Origin of the sequence: Streptomyces sp. NPDC048664 (assembly GCF_040650555.1) — a bacterium.
Lineage (GTDB): Bacteria > Actinomycetota > Actinomycetes > Streptomycetales > Streptomycetaceae > Streptomyces.
In genome coordinates this window covers 42048-65356 of record NZ_JBEZHK010000024.1, presented here as the reverse complement: position 1 = coordinate 65356, position 23309 = coordinate 42048, and the positions used below count along the sequence as shown (strand labels likewise).

Below are 23309 nucleotides of genomic sequence, written 5' to 3'. Positions count from 1 at the left end.
GCCGGCACGCGGCGCACGACCACCCGCTACGACGTGCCCTCTCCCGCCGCCGTCCGCCCGGAGAGCTCACGGGGGGTGTGGTCCTGGTGGATCGCCCCGGCCGTGGCCCCGAGCGGTGTCCCGCTGCCGCCCCAGCGCAGCGCGACGATCTCCGCGGCGACGGACACCGCCACCTCCTCCGGGGTGCGCGCCCCGAGGTCCAGGCCGATCGGTGAACGCAGCCGGGCCAGTTCGGGCCCGGTCAGCCCGGCTTCGCCCAGCCGTGCCATCCGGTCCTCGTGCGTACGGCGGCTGCCCATCGCGCCGATGTACGCGGCCGGCCGGCGCAGCGCCTCCGTGAGCAGCGGCACGTCGAACTTCGGGTCGTGCGTCAGCACGCAGATCACCGTGCGCCCGTCGGTCCGCGTGGACCCCAGATACCGGTGCGGCCAGTCCACCACGACCTCCACACCCGGCGGGAACCGCTTCGGCGTGGCGAACACCGGACGGGCGTCGCACACCGTCACCCGGTAGCCGAGGAAGTCCCCGATACGGGCGACCGCCGCCGCGTAGTCGATGGCGCCGAACACCAGCATCCTGGGCGGCGGGGCGAACGACTGCAGGAAGACCGTGACGTCGTCCTCGCGCCGCTCGCCGTGCGCCCCGTAGTGGCGTCGCCCGGTGGCGCCCAGCGCGAGCCCGCCGCGCGCGTCGGCGGTGACCGCCGCGGTCAGCCCGGCCGCGCCCAGCGAGCCCGTCACCCCGTCGGCCCACACGGCGAGCCCCGCCCCGCGCGGCGCCGGGCCGTCGACCACCGTCGCCAGGGTCACGGGCCTTCCCTCGGCCACCGCCTCGGCCAGGGCCCCGAAGGACGGATCCTCCTCCGGCGCCACCCGGCGCACGAGCAGCGTGATCTCACCGCCGCAGGTCAGCCCCACGGCGAACGCGTCCTGGTCGCTGTAGCCGAAGGTCTCGGTACGGGCCTGGCCCGACTCCAGGACCTCCCGGGCCAGTTCGAACACCGCCCCCTCCACGCAGCCGCCGGAGACGCTGCCCACCACCTCGTCCCGCGGGCCGACGGCCATCGCCGCGCCCGGCCCGCGCGGGGCGCTGCGGCTGACACCGACGACCGTGGCGAGCCCGAACGGCCGACCGGCGGCGTACCAGCCGTTCAGCGACGGAAGGATCTCTCGCATCACACGCTCCCACGGTCACGGTCCCGCGCCCCTCACCACCGTCCCAGTCCGCCCAGCCCCCCACCACCCGGGGCCGGGCGCGCCGTGCGAGAGTGGCCGACCGTGCCCCGACCGCCCCGCCCCTGTCCGCCACCGCCTCACCCGTCACCTGCGCGCCACGCGACGAGCGTCACACCGGCGGGTGTGACGATCCCCGGCCCCTCGGACACCAACGGGACATGAGCGACGACGAGATCTTCGCCGCTGCCTACCGTGCGCACTACTGGGCTGTCAGCCGCTACGTGGCACGGCGGCTGGACGGCGGCAGCAGCGATGTCGAGGAGGTGGTGGCCGAGGTGTTCACCGTGGCCTGGCGGCGCCGCCACGACCTGCCGGACCCCCCGCTGCCCTGGCTGTACGGCGTGGCGCGCAAGTGCCTGGCCAACGCCGTACGCGGCCTGGGCCGCCGCAGACGGCTCCTCGACCGCCTGGGCAACGACGAGACCGCGCACGGCCGGCACCTCGTGGCGAGCCCGGACACCGAGCCCGCCGGCGCCTGGGTGCACGAGGCGCTGGCCCGGCTCTCCCCGGCCGACCAGGAGGTGCTGCGGCTGACGGCGTGGGAGGAACTCGGCGTCGACGAGCTCGCCGTCGCCCTCGGCTGCGGCAGCCGGGCGGCGGCGATGCGGTTGCACCGCGCCCGAAAACGCCTGAGAGCCGAGATCGACCACCCCCACCCCAACCACTCCACCGGCCCCGCCCGGGCCTCCGGCGGCGGAACGACAGGTCAGGCGCCGGGCCCCGACAGCCGAAGAACCGACCCCGATCCGGTTCCTGCCCCATGGGGCGCCGGCCCGCTTCCGGGGCCCGACGATCGGGGCGCTGACCCGGCCGCGGGGCCCGATGGTCGGGGTGCCGCTCCGGCTCCGGAGCACGGTGGGGGAGCCGCTGATCCCGCTCCGGGGCCCGGTGGCCCGGGTGCCGCTCCGGCACCCGGGGGCGCCGCCCACCCCACCGGCCCCACCGGCCCCGCCCCGAGCCCCGGCATCCCGGCCCCCCGGCGGGACACCCCGAGCCCACTCGCGCGCCCGGCCGCGTGCGTCCGTGCCGCCTTCAAGGAGAACGACCATGGCTGACGAACAGGCCGCACTCATGGCCGAGGACCTCGCGGCCCTGCGCCACGCCAACCCCGTGCCCGCCCTGGACCCCCGTTACCAGGACGGACCCCTGGGCCACGAGGCCGAACGTGCCCTGAACCGGCTGCTGCACAGCGATCGCGCGCCCACGCGCCGGCACCCCCTGGCACGCCGCAGGACCTGGGTCCTCGCGGCGACCGCCGCCGGTGCCGTCCTCGCCCTCGTCCTCCCGCTGACCGGCCCGGCCGGCACCCCCGCCGCGGCGGCACCGCCCCCGCTGAGCATCCGGTCGGGATCCCGGCCCCTGCCCCTGGCGGGACTGGCCTCCCGGGTGGCCGCGGGGCACGGCTCACTGCCGCTGCGCCAGGGGACCCATGTGCAGACCTGGTCGCTCGGGCTGAGCGACGGCGCCGGATCGCGGCCCCCGATCACCCTTCCCGAGGAGCGGATCGTCCGCTGGGAGGCGGACGGCAGCCACAGCGAACTCGTGGTGGCGACCGACCCGCGCAAGCCGGGCAAGCCCGTCCTCAGCGACGCCGACGGCGGCCCCCGCCTGGTACGGGACGGCCACGTCCTGCACCGGCAGACGTACGGGCCGAGCTGGAGCGACGCCCCGCCCCAGGCGCAGCCGCCGCACAGCGCGTCCACCCTGCGCTCCTACCTGGAGGAGATCGACACCACTACGAGCGTCGACGACACGCCCGCGCTCCTGGACGCGGTGTCCCAGCTGCTCGACAACTGGACGCTCGGCTCACCGGAGACCACCGCCTTGCTGCGGGTCCTCGCGCAGGCGAAGGGCCTGCGGCCGGCCGGCGCGGTCACCGACCGGCTGGGGCGTCCCGGACAGGCGTACGTGTACGACGACGCGGCCCACGCCGGCCGGGGCATGCTGATCCTCGACCCCGCGACCGGCGCCGTGCTCGGGTTGGAGACCACCGCGACCCGCGACGACCCGGCGTTCGGTCTCCGGTCCGGTGACGTGCTGACGTACAGCGCCTGGATGCGGTGACCACCCCGCCGCCGTGCGCAGGGCGTGGGCGCTCAGCGGCGCAGTGCACGGCGGCGCCTTCGGGCCACGGGCGGCGGCGGGCACGGGCGGGCCCGCCCCGCACGCAGCACGGACCGCAGCAGGGCGAGGGACGCCCGCACGCCCGCCGAGCGCACGGCTGGGGAGAGGGGGGCCCGGCCCCGGCGGCCGAGTCCCGCCCGTGCCGAGAAGCTCCAGGAGAGCCGCGAGCCGACCTGGAAGGTCAGCCGCCGGCGTCCTCGCATGGTGACCGCCTCCGCGTCCCGGGCCGCCCGAGGGCCTGACCCCTTGAGCCTCTCCCGCCCCGGGACCCTCGGCAAACGCACGTCCGGCGGACCGCCGCCCCGCACCGGACATGCGCAATGCGCGCGGAACACGTGCACAGGAGGCGCCGACCGCGCGAGGATCATGGGAAGGCGGGCCGCGGTGGCCCGCGCCCGGGTGGGGTGAACGCCCGGACCACCGAAGGAAGGCAGCATCCCCATGGCTCAGGAAGTACGCGGCGTGATCGCCCCCGGCAAGGACCAGCCGGTCCGGGTCGAGACCATCGTCGTACCGGATCCGGGTCCCGGTGAGGCGGTGGTGCGCATCCTGGCCTGCGGCGTGTGCCACACCGACCTGCACTACAAGCAGGGCGGCATCAACGACGACTTCCCCTTCCTGCTGGGCCACGAGGCGTCCGGCGTCGTCGAGTCGGTCGGCGACGGCGTCGAGGACGTGGCCCCCGGGGACTTCGTGATCCTCAACTGGCGCGCGGTGTGCGGGACGTGCCGTGCCTGCCGGCGCGGCCGGCCCTGGTACTGCTTCGACACCCACAACGCACGGCAGAGGATGACCCTCGCCGCCACCGGTCAGGAACTCTCCCCGGCCCTCGGCATCGGCGCCTTCGCGGAGAAGACCCTGGTCGCGGCCGGGCAGTGCACCAAGGTCGACCCGTCCGTCTCCCCGGCCGTGGCGGGCCTGCTCGGCTGCGGCGTGATGGCGGGCATCGGCGCGGCCATCAACACCGGCGGCGTCGGCCGCGGTGACTCGGTCGCGGTCATCGGCTGCGGCGGCGTCGGCGGCGCGGCGGTCGCCGGGGCACGGCTGGCGGGCGCGTCGAAGATCATCGCGGTGGACGTCGACGACCGCAAACTCGGCACGGCGAAGGAACTGGGCGCCACCCACACCGTCAACTCCGGGAACACCGACCCGGTCGAGGCGATCAGGCAGCTCACGGAGGGCTTCGGCGCCGATGTCGTCATCGAGGCGGTCGGCCGCCCGGAGACCTACGAACAGGCCTTCTACGCACGCGACCTGGCGGGCACGGTCGTCCTCGTCGGGGTCCCCACGCCCGAGATGAGGCTGGACCTTCCGCTGCTGGACGTGTTCGGGCGCGGTGGAGCCCTGAAGTCCTCCTGGTACGGCGACTGCCTGCCCACCCGGGACTTCCCCCTGCTCATCGACCTGCACCTCCAAGGGCGCCTGCCGCTCGACAAGTTCGTGACCGAGACCATCGCGCTGGACGAGGTGGAGAAGGCGTTCGAGCGGATGCACCAGGGCGACGTGCTGCGCTCGGTGGTCGTGCTCTGACCGGCACCCGCCCGGACGCGGCGTGACGCGGGTGGCGTCGTGGCACCGGCCGCGACGCCACCCGTGACCGGTCGCGGACGATCGGCCGGGTCGCCGAGCCCGCATGAGAGAGTGGGCACGTGAGCGCGCGCATCGACCATCTCGTCACCTCCGGCACCTTCTCCCTCGACGGCGGCACCTGGGAGGTCGACAACAACGTCTGGATCGTCGGCGACGACCACGAGGCCGTCGTCATCGACGCGGCCCATGACGCCGACGCCATCGCCGAGGCCGTGGGCGACCGGCGGCTGCGCGCCATCGTGTGCACCCACGCCCACGACGACCACATCGACGCGGCCCCCGCGCTCGCCGACCGGACCGGGGCGACGATCTGGCTGCACCCCGACGATCTGCCGCTGTGGCGGATGACCCACCCCGACCGTCTGCCCGACCGCTGGCTGGCCGACGGCCAGGTCATCGAGACGGCGGGGACGGATCTGACGGTGGTGCACACCCCGGGGCACGCGCCCGGCGCCGTCTGCCTCTACGCGCCGGGGCTCGGCACGGTCTTCACGGGGGACACCCTGTTCCAGGGCGGCCCCGGGGCCACCGGGCGTTCGTACTCGGACTTCCCGACGATCATCGACTCGATCCGCGACCGGCTGCTCACGCTGCCGCCCAACACGGTGGTGCGTACCGGGCACGGGGCGCCGACGACGATCGCGGCGGAGGCCCCGCACCTCGGGGACTGGATCACCAGGGGACACTGACGAGGGCCGCCGCCCGGCGGCATCCCAGGCCCCCCGGGCCCCGCCCGGCCCGGCCGACCTGGCGGCTCCGCCCCCTCACCCCCACGCCGACCCCGACAACCACGGCCGCACCTGCTTGCGGGCCTCGTGCAGACGGGACTTCAGGGTGCCGAGCGGAACACCCACCCGTTCCGCGGCCTCCGCGTAGTCCAGCTGGCAGATGTCCCGGTACACCAGCGGCGCCACCAGGTGCGGATGCTCGCGCTCCAGGCGTTCCAGGGCCTCCAGCAGATCGATGCGCGACCCGGCGATGACACTCGTCGTGCGCGGGTCCACGTACCGGCTCGCGTCGATGGCCGCGGGCTGCTCGGCGGCCCGCCGCCTCAGCTCCCGGTACTTCTGCCGGGCGCAGTTGGCGACCACCGTGTACAGCCAGGTGCTGAACCGGCTGCGGCCCTGGAACGTGGTGATCTTCCGCGCCACCTGGAGCAGCACGTCCTGCGCCGCCTCCTCGGCGTCCTCGCGGCACGGCAGGAACCGTGCGCAGCGCCGCACGACATCGGGCCGCACGCAGGTCAGCAACGCGTCCAGAGCCGCCGCGTCCCCCGCGGCCGCGCGCCGGGCCAGTTCCTCGGTGTCCGCCGCGTCCCCCAAGGCAAGCTCCTCCCGGTCCCGTTCGTCGGCCAGGCATGATGGTTCCATGCACTCCCTGGAGCGTATCGACCGCTACCGCCTCGAACGACGTCTGGGCAGCGGAGCCTTCGGTGTGGTCTGGCTCGCCCACGACGACGTCCTCGAAGCGCCCGTGGCGGTCAAGGTGCTCGCCGAGAACTGGGCGGACCGGCTCGACGTCCGGGAGCGCTTCCTGTCCGAGGCGCGGCTGCTGCGCCGGGCCGGCTCCAGCCGGGTGGCGCAGGTCTACGACATCGGGGAACTACCCGACGGCAGGCCCTACTTCGTCATGGAGTACGCCGACGGCGGCACCCTCGCCGACCGGCTGGCCGACGGCCCGCTCCCGGTGGCCGAGGCCCTGCGCCTCACCGCCGAGGCGGCCCGCGGCGCGGCGGCGCTGCACGACGCCGGGATCGTGCACCGCGACATCAAACCGACCAACGTCCTCGTGCGGACCGGGCCCGACGGCTCCACCCGGTTGCTCCTCGCGGACCTGGGCCTGGCCAAGAGCCTGGCGCAGGCGTCCGGACTGACCATGGCCGCGGGTTCCGCCGGGTACGCGCCGCCCGAGCAGATCGAACCCGGCTCCGGCATCGACGCCCGCGCCGACGTCTACAGCCTCGGCGCCCTCGGCTACGAACTCCTCACCGGCACGGTCCCCGCCCCACCGGGCCGGGTGCGCAGCCCCGACCGGCTCCGCCCCGACCTGCCCGCCGAGGTCGGGCGCGCACTGATGCGGGCCATGGAACCCGACCGCGACAGGCGCTGGCCGACCGCCGAGGCCTACGCGGACGAACTGGACCGGCTGGCGGGTCGGGCCCACGCGCCGTCACCCGGTCGGCCCCGCCGGCGCCGCACGCCCCTGGTCCTGGCCCTGGCCGCGCTGGTGGTCGCCGGTTCGGCGGCGGTGGTCACCACGCAGGCGCTGCGGCGGCCCCCGGCGGCGGACGTGCGGGTCCAGGACGTCACCGGGCGCCTGCGGGCCGCCGTGCCCGCGTCCTGGACCCACCAGATCCGCGACGGCGGCTGGAACCCGAAGACCCTCGGCCTGCCCGCCGGGCAGGAGCCCGCCCTCGCCGTCGCGGGCGACCTCTCGCGCTGGCCCGACCTCGGCGCCCCCGTGAACGGCGTGTTCGTCGCGCTGAGCGAGCACGGAGACCTCGGCGGGGCGGTGGCGGCACTCAGCCACACCGGCTGCCGCGAGGAGAGCGGCCGCGACTACCGCGGCACGACGCTCCAGGGGCGGTTGCGCACCTGGCGGGACTGCGACGGCGGGGGCCGGCTCACGGAAGCCGCGCTCCGGCCCGCCCACGGCCCGGACAAGACGCAGGTGTACGTACAGGTGCGCGAGGACAGCGGTACCGACCGGACCGACCGGATCCTGGACTCGCTCCGGGTCACCGGCTGACGCCGGACGCGGGCTCCCGCCCCCGACAGTGGCGTGCCCCGGGCCGTCCTCCCCTGAGAAGTCCCTGGTCAGGAGGTCGATCGCGGCGCCGTCCTGTTGCGGGGCGGCGGCGGCCGGGTCACGATGGCCGGCGGACCGGACGTGCACGCCCGTCCCGCCGCGCGGCCCGGCCGCGACGGCGCCGACGCGGACTCGCCCGAACGCGCGCGAACTTTTCCGCGCGCCCGAGCATCGGACAAGGAGGACGGGGCACACGGCACCGTCCGAACGCGCCCGACGCGGGCGGTGAGTGGCAAGGAGCAACGCACATGGTGACCTTCCGGCGCGGTACGACCAGTCCGGCCCCCGACGGCACGACCCTCTCTCCCACGGCACGACGTGCGGCCGGCGCGCTGGGCGCGGTCGCCGCCCTGACGCTGCTCACCGCCGCCTGCGGCACCGGCCAGGGGGCCGCGGGCACCCCGCAGAAGCTGCCGGGCACGGCGCAGCCGGTCTCCGGCGACCACAAGAGCGCCGGCGGCGGCGCGGGCGACACGAGCGGCGCGGGCGACACGAGCGGCACCGGGGCCTCCTCGGCCACCAGGACGTCCGGCGGCTCCGGCACCGGGTCCTCGGCGAGCGCCACCCGTGGTGGCGGCGCCGGTGCCGGCACCCGCTGCCACACGTCCGAGCTGCGTGCCTCCGTCGGCGCCGACAACCCCGGCGCCGGGCAGGAGAACTTCCCCCTCGTCCTGACCAACCGCTCCGGCCGCACCTGCACCGTCACCGGCTTCCCGGGCGCCGCCTTCGTGGACGCCGTGGGCAAGCAGCTGGGACCCGACCCCCAGCGCACCTCCGGCGGCGCCACGAGGATCACGCTGGCGCCGGGCAAGAGCGCCTGGGCCGGGCTGACCTTCTCCAACCCGGAGGTCAGCGGCGCCCGCACGGCCCGGCCCGCGGCGCTCCTCATCACGCCGCCCGACGAGAAGGCCTCCCTGAAGGTGGCCTGGTCGGGTGGGGTGGTGCCCGTCTCCGGGAACGCCTCCTCCGTGCGCCTGACGGTCTTCCAGGCGGGCACCGGCGTCTGACCCGGTCCCGCGCACGGACCGCCGCCGCCCCCCGTCCCGGACGCCACGTCATGTCACCGCGTCATCCTCCGGTCGACGCGGTGACATGCAGGGAGGCGAAGACCGCGCGGATCTCCTCCCCGTCGGTGTGCCGCCACCCGGCGGTGACCTGACCCGTCGCGGCGCCGGGCGGGGGAGCCCCGGGCCGCAGGACCCGGGACACCTGGACGGTCAGCCGCGCGTCCCCCGCGTCCGTCCCGACGGCCATCGTCATACGGGTGCCGTCCGCGTCGTCGGCGACCGTCGTCGCGAGGGGACCGGTCACCACCTCCGCCCCGTCGAAGCGGACGGCCACCGTGGGGTCGGGGGTGTCGGTCAGGCTCTGCGCCTGGGGCTCGGCGCGGCCCTGGAGCAGCGCGAGCAACTCGGTGCCCAGCACCGGGTCGTGCACACCGTCGTAGACCCACCGCCGGCCCAGCACGCCGTGCTCCGTGGTCCCGACGAGGGCGTCCTCGGCCCCGTCCAGCGGGGCCCCGCGGTAGGTGAGCGGCACATGGTAGGAGACGGGCCGCTCGCCCGACTCGTCGGTGACGACCATGAACTCCAGCCCGACCTCCCCGCGCGGGTCGTCCAACCGGAACCCGCCGGACCGGGACAGCACGGGCGCGGCGCCCGCGCCCCGGTACCAGGGCCTGGTGGTCAGCCAGGGTGCGACAAGCTCCAGTTTGGTGGGACTCAGCGTGGTCCGGTGAATGATCGCCATGTCCGGAGAACGTGCCCGCCCCGCTCCTCGGTTCCCATGACGGATGATCCGACCATCAGGTGAAGTCATTGGTCCCGTCGGGCGTGTGGAAGGTACGGGGGCGGGCGGACGGGAAGAACATGCTCCACCCCTCCCTACTGGATCACGCGATGACGCACCTCACCCCGCAGACCACCGCCCGCGGCACGGCGATCCTCGCCGATCCCCTGCTGAACAAGGGCACCGCCTTCACCCGGAAGGAGCGCAGGGCACTCGAACTCGACGGGCTGCTGCCACCCGCCGTGGAGACCCTGGACGAGCAGGCCGCCCGGGCCCGCCACGCCTTCCTCGACTACGGCAAGCCCATCAACCGGCACATCTACCTGAGGCAGTTGCAGGACACCAACGAGGTGCTCTTCTACCGCCTGCTCATCGGGCACCTGGAGGAGATGCTGCCGGTCGTCTACACGCCCACCGTCGGCGAGGCCTGCCAGCGCTTCAGCGAGATCTACCGCAGGCCCCGCGGACTGTTCCTGAGCTGGGAGGACCGGGACCGGTTCCCCGAGATCCTGCACAACCGCCCCTACAACGGCGCCGTCGACGTCATCGTGGTCACCGACGGCCAGCGCATCCTCGGCCTCGGCGACCAGGGCGTCGGAGGCATGGGCATCCCCATCGGAAAGCTGAGCCTCTACAGCGCCATCGGCGGCATCCACCCGGCCCGCACCCTGCCGATCCTGCTCGACGTGGGCACCGACAACGAGGAACTGCTCGCCGACCCGCGCTATCTGGGCCGCCGGGAGCACCGGCTCACCGGCCGTCAGTACGACGAGATGATCGAGGCGTTCGTCTCGGCGGTCGAGACCGAACTGCCCGGCACGCTGCTGCAGTGGGAGGACTTCGCCACCGCGCACGCCCGGCCGATCCTCACCCGCTACCGGGACCGGCTGCTCACCTTCAACGACGACATCCAGGGCACCGCCGCCGTCGTGCTCGCCGCGCTCTCCACGGCCTGCCAGGTCTCCGACGTGCCGCTGACCGAGCAGCGGGTGGTGGTGCTCGGCGCGGGCTCGGCCGCCGTCGGCGTGGCCGACATGATCCGCACCGCCATGGTGGACGAGGGACTGACCGCCGAGGAGGCCGTCCGGCGCTTCTGGTTCGTCGACGTCGTCGGGCTGCTCGCCGCCTCGCGCTCCGATCTGACCGACGAACAGCGGGTGTACGCGCGGGCGGACGGCGAGAGCGACGACTGGGACGGCACCGGGCTCGCCGAGGTCGTGCGCCGGGTGCGGCCGACGGCGCTCATCGGACTGTCGACCGCGCACGGCGCGTTCAGCGAGGACATCGTGCGCCGGATGGCCTCCGACTGCGAGCGGCCCGTCATCTTCCCGCTGTCCAACCCGACCTCGCACTCGGAGGCCGAGCCCGCGGATCTCGTCCGCTGGACCGAGGGCAGGGCGCTGATCGCCACGGGCTCGCCGTTCCCGCCGCTGGAGCTGGACGGTGGAGGGCAGGCGCCGGTGGCGCAGGCGAACAACGTGTACATCTTCCCCGCCATGGGTCTGGCCGTCACGGCCTGCGGGGCGACCCGGGTCACCGACCGGATGCTGGTGGCCGCCGCACGGGCCGTCGCCCGGCGCGCGGCCGAGGAGGCCGCCGACCTGCCCGGCCCTCCGCCGCTGCTCCCCACGGTCGGCGGCATGCGGGAGGCGGCGCGGGAGATCGCGGTGGCCGCCGCGCTCGCCGCCGTCGAGGACGGCGTGGCCCCCCGAGCGACCGAGGAGGAGCTGAGGCGCGCCGTCGGGGAGACCCAGTGGACCCCGGACTACCCGGTGTACTGACGCCCCGCGCCCCCCGCACACGGCGGCGGTCCGCCGTCCTGGCCGGCCCGATCCGAGACGAGACACGAGAGGTGGCCATGCCGATCGAGACCCCCGGCCCCGGCGGGACCGAGCCGGACAGGAGCGTCGGCGACTCGGACAAGGGCCACGGCGTCCCGGACATGAGTGTCGTCGTCATCGTCTACAACGACGCCGCGCGGCTGACGACGGCCGTGCGCTCCGTGCTCACCCAGACGCTGCGCAACGTGGAGGTGGTCATCGCCGACGACTGCTCCACGGACGCCTCCTACGACGTCGCGCGGCGGCTGGCCGCCGAGCACCCCGGGCGGGTCCGGGCCGTCCGGCTGGCCGAGAACAGCGGCGGCTGCGGGGAGCCGCGCAACCGGGGCACGGCCCTGGCCCGGGGGCGCTATGTGATGTTCCTGGACAGCGACGACACCCTCGAACCCCACGCGTGCCGCAACCTCGTGGAGGCCGCCGACCGCACCCGGGCCGACCTGGTCTGCGGACTCTGCGTCCGCGTCCACACCGACAGCCGCCACGACAAGCGCGTCCCCTGGTACCCCTGGCTGTACCGCTCCACGCGCACCGTCGAGTCCATCGCCGAACTGCCCGACCTGTTCGTCTACGACACCCTGTCGACCAACAAGTGCTACCGGCGGGACTTCCTGGTGGAGAACCGGCTCGCCTTCGCGCACGGCATCCACTACGAGGACCTGCTGTTCTCGGCCGAGGCCTATCTCGCGGCCGGCCGGATCACCCTGATCCCCCACACGGTGTACTTCTGGCACGTGGCGGACAAGGCGGCCGACAAGTCGATCAGCAACCGGCGCCACGAGATCGAGAACTTCACGGACCGGCTGGAGATCCACCGCCGGATCGACGCCGTACTGGACCGCCGCGCCCTCGGCGAACTGAAGCTCCACAAGGACGTCAAGTTCCTCAAGCACGACCTCGTCCTGTACCTGCGCGATCTGCCGTTCCTGGACGACGGCTTCCGCCACCGCTTCGCCGACCTGGCCCGCGGATACCTCCAGGACTTCCCCCGGGCCGCCTACGACCGGCTGGACCCGCTGCACGCGATCTGCGCCCACCTGCTGCTGACGGAGGACTGGGACAACCTGATGCCGGCGGTCGACACCCTGCTCAACCGGGACAAGATCTCCATGCCGCTCGTGCAGCGCGAGGGCCGCGTCTACTGGTGCGCGGAGCACCTGGAGGACCCGAGGACCCGCCAGATCATGGACGTGACCGGTCTCGGTTACCACGGCAGGCCACTGGAGCGGATGTTCCTGCGCAACCTGCTCACCGGCTACGACGTCCACGGCGAGGTGATGGTGCTTCAGGGCGCGCTGGTCAATCCGCTGCGCACGGTCCCCGAGGACGCCCGCCTGAGCGCCGAGCTGGAGTTCCGGGCCCGCCGCCGCAGCCTGCGGACCTTCCGGTTCCCCGTCCAGACGGTCCGCCACGACGGCGACACCATCACCTGGCGGGCCGCCCTCCCGCTGTCCCGCCGGCTGCGCCCCCTCGGCGTCGTGGACGAGGTGTGGGACGTCCGCCTGCACCTGAACGCCGACGGCCGGCGCACCACGTCCCGGCTCACCGCGGGCCCGGCCGCCCTGGACGGCGCGCCGTCCGTGCCGGTGCGGCCCCGGCTCAGCCGGCTGGTGGCCGACCGGCTGGCCCCCCAGGTCTCCGCCAAGGGACACCTCGCCTTCAGGCTCATCCAGGACGGCAGCGCCGCCCAGCGCGGACGCGCCGTCGTGGACCGGCATCTGCACGGTCCCGCGGCCCGAACCCTCAAGGGCGCCTACCGCACCGCACGCGCACTGCGCAGGGACCTGACCTCCGGAGCGCGCAAGGTGCAGGTCTACGGGCGCATGGCCCGGCTGCTCCCGGTGCGCAGGGGCACCGTCGTCTTCGAGAGCCACCTCGGCCGGCAGTACAGCGACAGCCCGCGCGCCATCCACGAGGAACTGCGCCGCCGCGCGGTGCCGATCACCGCCATCTGGTCCTACGCCGGACAGCGGCCCGAGGGCTTCCCCGAGGAGGCCGAACTCGTGCGCCGCTGGTCCTGGCGCTACCTCAGGGCGCTGGCCCAGGCGGAGTTCTGGATCGACAACCAGGGCTTCCCGCTGCGGCTGGCCAAACGCCCGGAGACCACCTACATCCAGACCTGGCACGGTTCGGCGCTGAAGAAGATGGGATTCGACGAGCCCGGCTGCCGGGTCATGTCCGAACAGGAGCAGAGCGCCTACCAGGAGGCGCTGGACCGGTTCGACCACTTCCTGGTCCGCAGCGAGCACGACGTGCGCACCCTCGCCCGGGCCTACCGCATCCCGGAGCGGAAGCTGCTGCGCACGGGCTACCCCCGCAACGACGCCCTCGTCCGCGCGGCCCGCGACCCCCGCGCGCCCGACCCGGCGGCGCGCGCGCTCGCCGAACGCCTCGGCATCGCCCCCGACCGGCGCGTCCTGCTGTATGCGCCCACCTTCCGCACCCGCGAGGACGGCGGCGTACGCGCCTTCGAGTTCCCCTTCGACGTGGAGCGGTTCGCCGACCGCTTCGGGGACCGCTGCACCCTCGTCGTGCGCACCCACTACCTGAACCAGGTTTCGCTCCCGCCGTCGGTCCAGGGCCGCGTGGTCGACGCCACCGGGGAACCGGACATCACCCCGCTCCTCCTGCTCGCGGACGCCCTCGTCACCGACTACTCCTCGGTGATGTTCGACTACGCGCTGCTGCGCCGGCCGCTCGTGTTCTACGCCCACGACTGGGAGGAGTACGCGCAGGACATCCGCGGCACCTACTTCGACCTCCTCCAGGAGGCCCCGGGCCCCGTGGTGCGCACCGAGGACGAGCTGTTCGCCGTGCTCGCCGACCTCGCGGCCGTCGGCAACCAGTACGAGGCGCGGCTCAAGGAGTTCGTGGACAGGTACGGCGAGTACGACCGGGGCGACGCGGCGGCTCGTGTCGTCGACCGCTTCTTCGGCCCCGCGGGAGAGACCCGATGACACAGCGTGAGATCATCTTCGTCGCCAACGAGGTCAACGAGCTGGGCGGGGTGGGCCGCTGGCAGGCCCAGATGGCCCAGCTGTTCACTGGGCGCGGCCACCGGGTCCGGATCGTCGGGATCTCGCCGCCCGAGGTGCCGATGGACCTCGACGAGGAGACGGGCGTCGAGACGCTGACCCTCTACGCGCGCCGGCCTCCCGGCCGCCGCAGAGCCCGCGCCCCGCTCGGCCGCCTCGACCCGGCCCTGCGGCGGCAGCGGGAGGAGATGCGGGCGGCGGCGGGGCGGCTGTCCTCGGTGTTCCGCTCGGCCCGGCCCGGTGCCGTGATCATCGTGACCCAGGTGTGGGCGATGGAGTGGGTGGCGCTCGCGGACACCGCGGGGCACCCGGTCATCGGCATGAGCCACGAGTCCTTCGAGGCCTCCCGCCGCTCCTCGCGCTTCGCCCGCGTGCGCACGTACTACGAGGACGTCGACCGGCTGCTGGTCCTCACCCAGGAGGACGCCGACCGGTGGGTGGGGGAGGGCCTCAACAACGTCGGGTTCATGCCGAACCCGCTCCCCGTGATGCCCGCCACCGCCTCCCCGCGCACCGAGAAGGTGGTCACCAGCATCGGACGGCTCAGCCACGCCAAGGGCGTGGACCTGCTGCTCGACGTCTGGGCCGAGGCGGCGCCCCGCCAGCCCGGCTGGATCCTGCGCGTCCACGGCGCGGGGGAGTACGAGGACACGCTGCGCGGCCGGTGCACCGAGCTGGGCCTGGACGGCTCGGTGGAGTGGGCGGGACAGACCGCGGACGTGACCGGGGCGCTGGCACGGTCGTCCGTTCTGGTGCAGTCCTCCCGCGGCGAGGGCTTCCCGCTGGTCCTGCTGGAGGCCATGGCCTGCGGTGTGCCCTGCGCCGCGTTCGACTGCTCCCCGGGCGTACGCGAGATCATCAGGGACGGCGAGGACGGGCTGCTCGCCCGGCACGGCAACACCGGCGAACTCGCCCGCCACCTGGTGCGGTTGATGTCGGACGAGACCCTGCGCGACACCATGGGCGACGCGGCCCGCCGCAACGTGCGGCGATTCGCCCCGGAGGTCGTCACCTCCCGGTGGGAGGAGCTCTTCGCGCTTCTGGAGCGCTGAGGGGCCCGGCCCGGCCCGGCACGCTCGGGCCGAATGTCACTTTTTCGTCGCGGACCACTTTCTCGTGCAACCCGCGCGGTCCCCGACCGGTCTACATGGCTGGAAACGGGGAACGCAGGGACAGCGCCGCTCGGCGCACCGAGGACGAAGGGCCCGCCATGGGCGACATACGACGACGGGGAGCCGTCGCACTGGGGATCACCGCGATGGTGGCCCCGCTCACACTCGCGCTCGGCACCGCGCCGGCGAGCGCGGCCGGTTGCAGCACGCAGACCGGTCCGCACCAGAAACAGGTCGAGAAGTTCCTCGGCCGCCCGGTCGACGGAAGGCAGTCCAGCGCCGACTGCAGGGCGATCCAGGCCTTCCAGAACAAGCACGGCATCAGCCCGGCGATCGGCTACGCGGGTTCGGTCACCTGGGGCGTGATGGACCTGATGAACAAGCAGAAGGCCGTCGGCAAGAACCCGAACAAGGACCACAAGTGCCCCACCAACAAGGGGCGCATCGCATGTGTGAACCTCACGCTCCAGCTCAGCTGGATCCAGGACGGCAGCCGTCTGGTCTACGGCCCCGTCCCGGTGCGCACCGGTCGTGACGGCTACGAGACCCGCACCGGCCTGAAGAAGATCTACTGGCGCCATCTGCACCACGTCTCGAACCTGTACAACGTGGCCATGCCCTACAGCCAGTTCTTCGACGGCGGGCAGGCCTTCCACTCCGTGGGCCTGAGCATGTGGAACCCGCCGGGATCGCACGGCTGCGTCAACATGACCACGACCGACGCCAAGAAGTACTGGTCGCTGCTGAGGACCGGCGACGACGTCTTCGTCTACGGCCGCAAGCCCGGCACGTGAGGCCGATGTGGTCCGGCCGTCGACGGCGGCCGGACCATGCCGTGCCCGAACGGCGACGAGAAGTGATCAGCTTCACGTCCGTAATGCCGGAAGCTGCCAGTTTGCTCACAGTGCCTTCACGCTGGGCCCCGTATGCTTCACGACATGTCCACCACTCCTGAAACCACTGCGGAACGCTCCGCGGAACAGGTGAACGAGGAGATCCGGGCCCTGTGGTTCCGGAGCGGCGGGACGCTGAGCATGGAGGAGCGGCGGGAGTACCAGCGGCTCGTGCTGGAATGGGCGGCGGCTTCCCCCGACCCGACGCAGGTGGCCTGACCGCCCCGCCCGGCCATGACTCGCGGGCCCCTCGCCCGGCGGCGGCCGGCTCCACGCACCGACGACGACCGGGCTCCGGCTCCGGACCCCACGACTCACCCCCAGGTGCCCGAGTAGGCCCGACGGTAGGCGTTGCGATCCTGCTCCGTGCGGATCCAGCGGGTGGCGGCCAGGGCGGCCAGGCTTCCCGCGATCACCAGCAGACCCGGGCCGACGTTGCGCGGATCCGTGATCCGCGACACCAGGTCGCCGGCCCCGGCCGTGGTGCCGACCGCCTGCACGGCGCCCGGCGCCGCTGCCCCCGGCACCGACGATCCCGGCGCCACGCCGGCGCCCTTCGAGGCGGAGGTGTCCGGGCCCGGCGAGGCGGCCGACCGCCCCGCCGCGCCGGACGGGGACGGCGACTGCCCCGCGAGCTGCACCCCGAGCGCGGACATCGCCGCCGTGACCGGCTGGAAGAACGTCGTGCCGCCCGAACGGCAGTCCCCGCTGCCCCCCGACGTCACCCCGAGCGCGATGCCCTCGGAGAACAACGGGCCGCCGCTGTCGCCCGGTTCGGCGCAGACCGTGGTCTGGATCAGACCGGTCACCGCGCCCTCGGGGTAGTTCACCGTCGCGTCCAGCGCGGTCACCTCGCCGTCGTGCAGGCCGCTCGTGCTGCCGCTGCGAAAGACCTTCTGCCCGACGACCGGATCGCCGGACGCCGTGATCCGCACTCCGCGCCCGCCGCCGATGGCGATCACGTTGCCCCCGGGTGCCGGCTGCCCGTCCGCGTACTGGATGAGGGAGAAGTCCCCGGTGCCGGGGAACTCGGACGTCACCGTCTGCCCCAGCTGGTTGCCCCCCGTGTTGTCCGCGAACCAGGTCGTGCCGCCGGGCCCGCAGTGCCCGGCGGTCAGGACGAACGCGGTCCGCCCGCGCGTCACGTTGAACCCGGCCGAGCAGCGGCCGCTGGTCGAGAAGACCGGTTCGGCGCCGTTGACCCGGGTCGTGAACCGGCCCTCGGTGCGCCGCATCCGCACGAAGTCGCCGATGCCGTGGGCCAGTCGCGTCATCCGGGACCAGTCGGAGGCGGAGACGGTGCTGTCGGCCTCCACCTCGACCCGGTTGGTCCGGTAGTCCAGGGCCCACGCGGTGCCGGGCACCCTGGGCGCGGAACTCAGCTCCCGCGTCGCCGTTTTGAGCTGGTCCATGCTGTGGCCCACCATCTGCGCCCGGGCGCCCGCGGCCGTCACCCGGTCCGCCGTGGCCCGGTCGGTGACCGCGACGACCGGCCTGCCGTCGGAGCCGATCCAGCTGCCCGCGGTGTGCGCGGTGCCGAGCCGCGCGACCAGCGCGCCGCCGGTGTCCGGGGCGGCCTGAGCGGACGTGGTGCGAGGGGCCTGGGCGTCGGACGGTTCGCTCGCCAGGGCCTGGGTGACCATCAGGCCGCCCAGGAGCACTCCGCCGAGGGCGGCGACACGTGCTCCCCGCCGGACGATCCGTCGTCGTGCATGCCTCATCGATGGCTCCCGAACCCGAACAGCGCGGCGTCACCGCCGCGGGGCGCCCCGGTGTTCGAGAGCCCTCGTTCCATACGTGCGCCCGGCCCGGGGCGTTCACCGGGGAGCGGTCAGGAACTTACTCGCGAGTAACTGTCTACCTGGGAGTAACTTTTCTGTGGCCTTTCGGTCATCCTTGGGCGTGAACATGACCGGTGCGGCGACGGGCTCGGACCGTCGCCGCCGTGCTGTGATTTCGCGTAGAGATGAGGACGGGCATGACACGACGGGGAGTTGGGCGCCGGATCGGCGCGATCTCGGCGGTGGTGGCGCTGGGCATCGGCGGCACGGTGACCGCGGCGGGTACCGCTTCCGCGGCTCCCGCCCCGACCACGGCGAGCGTGGCGGCGGCCCAGGCCTCCGGCGTCGACTACGCCACCTGGCAGAACGACGTGAAGACGGTCGTCGACCAGGCGATGCCGTATGTCCAGCAGCGCACCGCGAACGCCGCCGGACAGAAGCTCGCGATCGTCTTCGACATCGACAACACCACGCTGGAGACGAACTTCCACCCCTGGTACGCGCTGCCCACCCCGGCGGTGAAGCCCTCGCTCGCGCTGGCGCAGTACGCGAAGTCCCGCGGGGTGTCCGTCTTCTTCGTCACCGCGCGCCCGGGCATCATCGCGGCCGAGAGCAAGTGGAACCTCAAGACCGTGGGCTACCCGGTCGACGGCCTGTACGTGCGCGACCTCCCGGATCTGTTCGACGAGGTCAGCACCTACAAGACGGGCAAGCGCGCGGAGATCGAGTCGCACGGCTACACGATCATCGCGAACGTCGGCAACAACGACACCGACCTGGTGGGCGGCCACGCCGAGCGCACCTTCAAGCTGCCCGACTACGACGGCCAGCTGTCCTGACGCCCACGCGCGCGGGGGAGGGCGCCGGTGCGGACATGCCGTCCGCACCGGCGCCTTTCCCCATGGCGGACGAACGACGCGTCGGGTGCCTACACTTCCCCCATGGACGCTGCCACCCTCGACCGACTCGCGACGGGCAAGTACCTGCTGGTCACCAGCTACCGCAAGAACGGCACCACGGTGGCCACCCCGGTCTGGGTCGTGCGCGACGGAGACGCCCTCGGAGTGTGGACCGCCGCGGACTCCTGGAAGGTCAAGCGCATCAGGGCCCGGTCCGACGTGCTGGTCGGCCCCTGCGATCTGCGCGGCAACCCGACCGGCGAGCAGGTGCCCGCCACCGCCGAGATCTGCGACCCGGCCACCACCGCCCGCTACCGGCGGCTGATCGCCCGCAAGTACGGGATCCTCGGCCGCCTCACCCTCCTCGGCAGCCGGCTGCGCCGGGGCGAACAGGGCACCGTGGGGATCCGTGTGACGCCGTGACGCCGTGACACCGGGCCGTCCCGCTCAGGCCCCCGCGCCCGGAGCCGGCGGCGCCGACCCCTGCCGCTGCCGGTCGGACCACTCCCTCAGCTCCTCGGCGCCGACCTCCTCGACCGCCGCCCGCAGCGCCGCCCGTGCCGCGTCGTCGCGTTCGGCGGCGGGCAGCAGCAGATAGCGGTCCACGGAGCGGCGCAGGGTCTCGCGGGACCGCGACGCCAGCACCCAGCGCGGGGCGGGGTTCAGGAGCTGGCGCAGACCGGTGAAGAAGACGGCGCTCCCGGCGACGAGGGCCGTCAGCCAGGCGGGCGCGTGCAGTCCGGCGGCCACGACCGTGCAGGACGTGGCGAGCAGCGCCCCGATCTCCGTGGCGTAGTGCTCCCGTCGGGCGCGGGCGCCCTGACGGTCGTAGAACGCCAGATCCTGCCGCGCCAGGGCCAGCAGGGGATCCGGCTGCGAGGCCCAGTGCTGGTCGGTGCGCACCCGTCGTCTCATGGCCTCATCATCGGGGTTCGCGCCGACATCGGGGAAGGCGGGACGGCCGCCGAGGGGAGTCCGGCTCAGTGGTGCCCGCCGGGTTCGGGGCCACCGCCCATCATCCCCAGCATGGCCCGGCCGCCGGTGCGCAGGAACCGCACGACCAGGCCCGCGGCGAGCAGCAGGAACGCGATGTTCAGCCAGGTCGTGTAGTCCCAGCGGACCCCCTCCTCGGGAATCCTCGCGTCCGCCTGGTCCGGGATCAGGCCGAGCCCCCCGAAGAGGAACTCCACGGTGTAGCCCGCCACCACCATGGCGCCGTAGAAGGTGACGAGGACGAACACCGCCATGCGCGCCCCGTAGTACTTCCGGTAGATGTTCAGGATCGGCAGGATCAGCAGGTCGGCGAAGATGAAGGCGATCACCCCGCCGAAGCTGATGCCGCCCTTCCACAGCACCACCGCGAGCGGCACGTTGCCGATCGAGCAGACGAACGAGGCGATCGCCACCAGCGGCCCCACGAGCGGGCCGATCGCCTTGGCCGCCGCGGGATGGCCGGTCAGGAAGAACGTGCGCCAGAACCCGTCCGGCACCCAGGCGGCGATGGCGCCCGCGATCAGCAGGCCCACCACGAGGTCGCGCAGGATCGCCGCCCACTCCATGACGAAGATGTGCGCCACGGACGTCAGACCCTCACGGGACATCAGCCGGCGCCACAGGCCGCCCGCGCCGCCCACCGACATGTCCATCGCGGCATGCCCCTCCATCGAGCCCGCCAGCCCCCGCTCGGCCTGCGCCCGGGCCGACCGCAGCAGCCGCTCCCGCAGCAGCAGGCGGAAGAGCACCGCGAGCACCACGATCATCAAGGGGCCGCCCACGAACTCCGCCACGGTGAACTGCCAGCCCATCAGCAGGGCCAGGATCACGCCCAGTTCGACCACGAGATTGGTCGAGGCGATCTCGAAGGCCATCGCCGCGGTGAAGTCGGCGCCCTTGCGGAACAGCGACCGTGCGAGGGCGACCGCGGCGTACGAGCACGAGGACGAGGCCGCGCCCAGACCCGCGGCCAGGGCGAGCGTGCGGGGCCGGGCGTCCCCCAGCAGCCTGACGACCGTCGACCGGCGCACCACCGCCTGCACCACCGCGGACAGGGTGAACCCCAGGATCAGCGCCCACGTGATCTCCCAGGTCATCGAGCCGGTGATGGACAGCGCGCGCACGATCTCGTGCCACATGAGGATGCCCTTCGCCCTGACGGTCCGTCCGCCGCCACTGTACCCCTAGGGGGTATGAGCGTCGGGTGTCGCGCGCCCTTTCGCGCGCCCGGACCGCCCACTGGTTGCTCCGTCCGGTGAACAAGGGGACGCGGCGCCGCGTACCAGTGACCGGGGACAGCCGCAGACCGCGCACACGGGCCCCCGCGTACGGCGGCCGCTCACCTGGTGCCGCAGCACCGGAGCCGTACGCCCCGTGTCCGCCCAGCGGTACGGGCGTGCCGCGCACTCCCCTGGCGCGGCACGCCCGTCACCGCGCGGCGAACGGTGCCCGGCGCGTGCGGTCGGGCGCGCGGGTCACGAGCGCCGACGCCGGCACCACCAGGTCCGCGCGATCGCGGGTCCCCGCCACCAGGTCCGCGTTGTGCTGGTCCGTGCCCCGCACCCACGCCACCGCCTCGTCGTGCGGCTTGCCGAACTCCTCGTGCCGGGCGACCAGTCGGCGTACCCGCTCCTCCTCGTCCAGCTCGCAGAACCACACCTCGTCCAGGCACTCGCGCACCCGGGCCCAGGCACCCGTGCCCAGCAGCAGGTAGTTGCCCTCCGTCACGATCAGCCTCACCTCCGGGGCGACGGGGACGGCTCCCGCGAGCGGCTGCTCCAGGACCCGTTCGAACCCCGGCGCGTACACGGTCTCGGCGTGCTCCTCCTCGCGCAGCCGCCGCAGCAGCACCGCATAGCCCGCCGCGTCGAACGTGTCGGGAGCGCCCTTGCGGTCACGGCGGCCCAGCCGGTCCAGCTCGGCGTCGGCCAGGTGGAACCCGTCCATCGGCACCCGCGCCGCCCACGGCGGCCCGTCGCCGTTCAGCTCGCGCACCAGCCGCTCGGCGAGGGTCGTCTTGCCCGCCCCGGGGGCGCCGGTGACACCCAGCAGCACGCGCCCGCCGGGGTGCGCGAGGGACGCGGCCCGCTCCAGGAGGTCGTCGAAGGTCATCCCCCATTGCAGCAGAGGCCTCGCCCCTCGCGCGAGAGCGGGTCACGCGTACCCGGCGCGATCGGGGGAAGCCGGTCACGAAGTGCCGCCCGCGCACGAGCGCCCCCGACCAGGGCACGGACAAGGGCAGGGAAAGGGGCCAGGGCCTCGTATGAGCGAGTCGCGACCGTTCGGACATGGGGAGTTCGCCCGCGGGGAGAGCGCGGAGATCGACCGGCTGGGCGCCGAGGTCCGGCACCTTCGGGCCCGGTTGCGCGCGCATCCGCTCATCTCCGAGGCCCAGGGGATCCTGCGGGAGCGCTATGCGCTGCCCGACTCCGAGAGCGCGTTCTCGCTGCTCCAGCGCGCCTCGCAGCATTCCAACGTCAAGCTGCGGACCCTGGCGGGCGCCGTGACCCTCACCCCGCGCCCGGACCCGGGCGCACCCCTGTGGTTCCCCCGGCAGGCGCGCAGCTCCGAGCCCCGGCTCACCTTCGACCGCGAGGGCAGGGCCCGCAGCGGCGACCGGGGCGCGGTCCTGGGCGCCGTGCTGAGCCGGACCCTCGTGGTGGTCGACGCGGACATGGGCAACGTGCAGACCGCCGACCGCGCCGAGGGCGGTCTGCGCATCGAGAAGCACACCGGGCTGAGCGCCGAGTTCGTGGACTTCTTCGGCCATGTCGGGATCGAGGGCACCTCCTGCGCGCGGGCCGCGCGCGAGGTCACCCAGGTCACCGTGCGCGACGTCGCGACCGATCCGGTGTTCAGCGAGCCCGCGCGCCGGGTGATCCTGCGCGAGGGCAGCCTCGCCTGCCACAGCGCGCCGCTGACCAGCGCGTCGGGGAGGTGCGTGGGCATGGTCTCGGCCCATCTGGACCGCACCATCGACGGCCTGACGCCGGCCCAGGTCGCGGCACTGGACCTCATCGGCGGCGAGGCGGGCGCCTGGCTCGACTGGTACGGCCGCACCGTGGTGGTGTCCGCGCTGGAGCACCTGCACGCCCTCGGCCGCCGGCACCGGGGCAGACGCGGCAGCCGCTCCTGAGCACCGGCCCCGCGCACGCCGCCCTGTACGGGCGGGACTGTGACACGCGCCACCCTCTGTTGATCACCCTTCGGGGG

The 23309-nt window shown here is 73.9% G+C and carries 21 protein-coding genes and 1 pseudogene; 14 read left to right on the top strand and 8 right to left on the bottom strand.

Annotated elements, in window-relative coordinates; all coding sequences use genetic code 11:
• Positions 1-26: 26 nt before the first annotated feature.
• Complete coding sequence (locus AB0C59_RS24360; RefSeq protein WP_363007956.1) at positions 27-1175, bottom strand: XdhC/CoxI family protein; 1149 nt, start codon at positions 1173-1175, stop codon at positions 27-29.
• A gap of 218 nt (positions 1176-1393) precedes the next feature.
• On the opposite strand from AB0C59_RS24360, the pseudogene AB0C59_RS24355 reads away from it, so the two are divergent.
• Together AB0C59_RS24355 and AB0C59_RS24350 are read left to right on the top strand one after the other, a co-directional pair.
• Positions 1394-1882 (top strand): annotated as a pseudogene (locus tag AB0C59_RS24355) (sigma-70 family RNA polymerase sigma factor); the annotation flags it as partial.
• A 424-nt stretch (positions 1883-2306) separates the two neighbouring features.
• Positions 2307-3299 (top strand): CU044_5270 family protein, encoded by a 993-nt coding sequence (locus tag AB0C59_RS24350; RefSeq protein ID WP_363008057.1) that lies wholly within the window; start codon positions 2307-2309, stop codon positions 3297-3299.
• A gap of 32 nt (positions 3300-3331) precedes the next feature.
• On the opposite strand, the gene AB0C59_RS24345 is transcribed toward AB0C59_RS24350, so the two are convergent.
• Entirely contained in the window at positions 3332-3562 is a 231-nt protein-coding gene (locus AB0C59_RS24345; protein ID WP_363007954.1) for a hypothetical protein, read from the bottom strand.
• A 238-nt stretch (positions 3563-3800) separates the two neighbouring features.
• Between AB0C59_RS24345 and AB0C59_RS24340 the strand changes: the two genes are divergently transcribed.
• Positions 3801-4889 (top strand): S-(hydroxymethyl)mycothiol dehydrogenase, encoded by a 1089-nt coding sequence (locus AB0C59_RS24340; protein ID WP_363007952.1) that lies wholly within the window; start codon positions 3801-3803, stop codon positions 4887-4889.
• Between the two features lie 119 nt (positions 4890-5008).
• A complete protein-coding gene (locus AB0C59_RS24335; protein WP_363007950.1) occupies positions 5009-5638 on the top strand; it encodes an MBL fold metallo-hydrolase in 630 nt (209 codons plus the stop codon).
• 75 nt (positions 5639-5713) lie between these two features.
• On the opposite strand, the gene AB0C59_RS24330 is transcribed toward AB0C59_RS24335, so the two are convergent.
• Positions 5714-6271, bottom strand: a complete 558-nt coding sequence (locus AB0C59_RS24330) for a sigma-70 family RNA polymerase sigma factor (RefSeq protein ID WP_363008055.1) — start codon at positions 6269-6271, stop codon at positions 5714-5716.
• Between the two features lie 46 nt (positions 6272-6317).
• Between AB0C59_RS24330 and AB0C59_RS24325 the strand changes: the two genes are divergently transcribed.
• Positions 6318-7697 carry a serine/threonine-protein kinase gene (locus AB0C59_RS24325; RefSeq protein WP_363007948.1) on the top strand — a complete coding sequence of 460 codons (1380 nt, stop codon included), beginning with the start codon at positions 6318-6320 and terminating at the stop codon, positions 7695-7697.
• Positions 7698-8005: 308 nt separating this feature from the next.
• A complete protein-coding gene (locus tag AB0C59_RS24320) occupies positions 8006-8764 on the top strand; it encodes a DUF4232 domain-containing protein (RefSeq protein ID WP_363007946.1) in 759 nt (252 codons plus the stop codon).
• Positions 8765-8825: 61 nt separating this feature from the next.
• Here the strand turns inward: AB0C59_RS24320 and AB0C59_RS24315 are convergent, their stop codons facing one another.
• Positions 8826-9506 carry a 1,4-alpha-glucan branching protein gene (locus AB0C59_RS24315; RefSeq protein ID WP_363007944.1) on the bottom strand — a complete coding sequence of 227 codons (681 nt, stop codon included), beginning with the start codon at positions 9504-9506 and terminating at the stop codon, positions 8826-8828.
• A gap of 149 nt (positions 9507-9655) precedes the next feature.
• Here AB0C59_RS24315 and AB0C59_RS24310 point away from each other — a divergent pair, with 149 nt between their 5' ends.
• The 5 genes from AB0C59_RS24310 (at position 9656) to AB0C59_RS24290 (ending at position 16642) form a co-directional block, all read left to right on the top strand.
• A complete protein-coding gene (locus AB0C59_RS24310) occupies positions 9656-11326 on the top strand; it encodes an NAD-dependent malic enzyme (protein WP_363007942.1) in 1671 nt (556 codons plus the stop codon).
• Positions 11327-11487: 161 nt separating this feature from the next.
• On the top strand, positions 11488-14340 hold the full coding sequence (locus AB0C59_RS24305) for a bifunctional glycosyltransferase family 2 protein/CDP-glycerol:glycerophosphate glycerophosphotransferase (RefSeq protein ID WP_363008053.1): 2853 nt from the start codon (positions 11488-11490) through the stop codon (positions 14338-14340).
• Positions 14337-15470, top strand: coding sequence for a glycosyltransferase (locus AB0C59_RS24300; protein WP_363007940.1), 1134 nt, complete (start codon positions 14337-14339; stop codon positions 15468-15470). The genes AB0C59_RS24305 and AB0C59_RS24300 overlap by 4 nt, the downstream gene beginning before the upstream one ends.
• A 158-nt stretch (positions 15471-15628) precedes the next feature.
• A complete protein-coding gene (locus AB0C59_RS24295; RefSeq protein WP_363007938.1) occupies positions 15629-16324 on the top strand; it encodes a L,D-transpeptidase family protein in 696 nt (231 codons plus the stop codon).
• A 132-nt stretch (positions 16325-16456) separates the two neighbouring features.
• Positions 16457-16642: a hypothetical protein gene (locus AB0C59_RS24290; protein ID WP_363007936.1), complete on the top strand. Its 186-nt coding sequence runs from the start codon at positions 16457-16459 to the stop codon at positions 16640-16642.
• 95 nt (positions 16643-16737) lie between these two features.
• On the opposite strand, the gene AB0C59_RS24285 is transcribed toward AB0C59_RS24290, so the two are convergent.
• A complete protein-coding gene (locus AB0C59_RS24285) occupies positions 16738-18144 on the bottom strand; it encodes a S1 family peptidase (RefSeq protein WP_363007934.1) in 1407 nt (468 codons plus the stop codon).
• A gap of 257 nt (positions 18145-18401) precedes the next feature.
• On the opposite strand from AB0C59_RS24285, the gene AB0C59_RS24280 reads away from it, so the two are divergent.
• Both AB0C59_RS24280 and AB0C59_RS24275 read left to right on the top strand, forming a co-directional pair.
• A complete protein-coding gene (locus AB0C59_RS24280) occupies positions 18402-19043 on the top strand; it encodes an HAD family acid phosphatase (RefSeq protein WP_363007932.1) in 642 nt (213 codons plus the stop codon).
• A gap of 102 nt (positions 19044-19145) precedes the next feature.
• The gene (locus tag AB0C59_RS24275; protein WP_363007930.1) at positions 19146-19526 is read left to right on the top strand and encodes a PPOX class F420-dependent oxidoreductase; all 381 of its coding nucleotides are present in this window, start codon (positions 19146-19148) and stop codon (positions 19524-19526) included.
• Positions 19527-19550: 24 nt separating this feature from the next.
• Here the strand turns inward: AB0C59_RS24275 and AB0C59_RS24270 are convergent, their stop codons facing one another.
• The 3 genes from AB0C59_RS24270 to AB0C59_RS24260 form a co-directional block, all read right to left on the bottom strand.
• Complete coding sequence (locus AB0C59_RS24270) at positions 19551-20018, bottom strand: SLATT domain-containing protein (protein ID WP_363007928.1); 468 nt, start codon at positions 20016-20018, stop codon at positions 19551-19553.
• A 65-nt stretch (positions 20019-20083) separates the two neighbouring features.
• A complete protein-coding gene (locus AB0C59_RS24265) occupies positions 20084-21235 on the bottom strand; it encodes a permease (protein ID WP_363007926.1) in 1152 nt (383 codons plus the stop codon).
• Between the two features lie 289 nt (positions 21236-21524).
• Positions 21525-22208, bottom strand: coding sequence for a nucleoside/nucleotide kinase family protein (locus tag AB0C59_RS24260; RefSeq protein WP_363007924.1), 684 nt, complete (start codon positions 22206-22208; stop codon positions 21525-21527).
• A 151-nt stretch (positions 22209-22359) separates the two neighbouring features.
• Between AB0C59_RS24260 and AB0C59_RS24255 the strand changes: the two genes are divergently transcribed.
• Complete coding sequence (locus AB0C59_RS24255; RefSeq protein ID WP_363007922.1) at positions 22360-23232, top strand: ANTAR domain-containing protein; 873 nt, start codon at positions 22360-22362, stop codon at positions 23230-23232.
• Positions 23233-23309 lie beyond the last annotated feature (77 nt).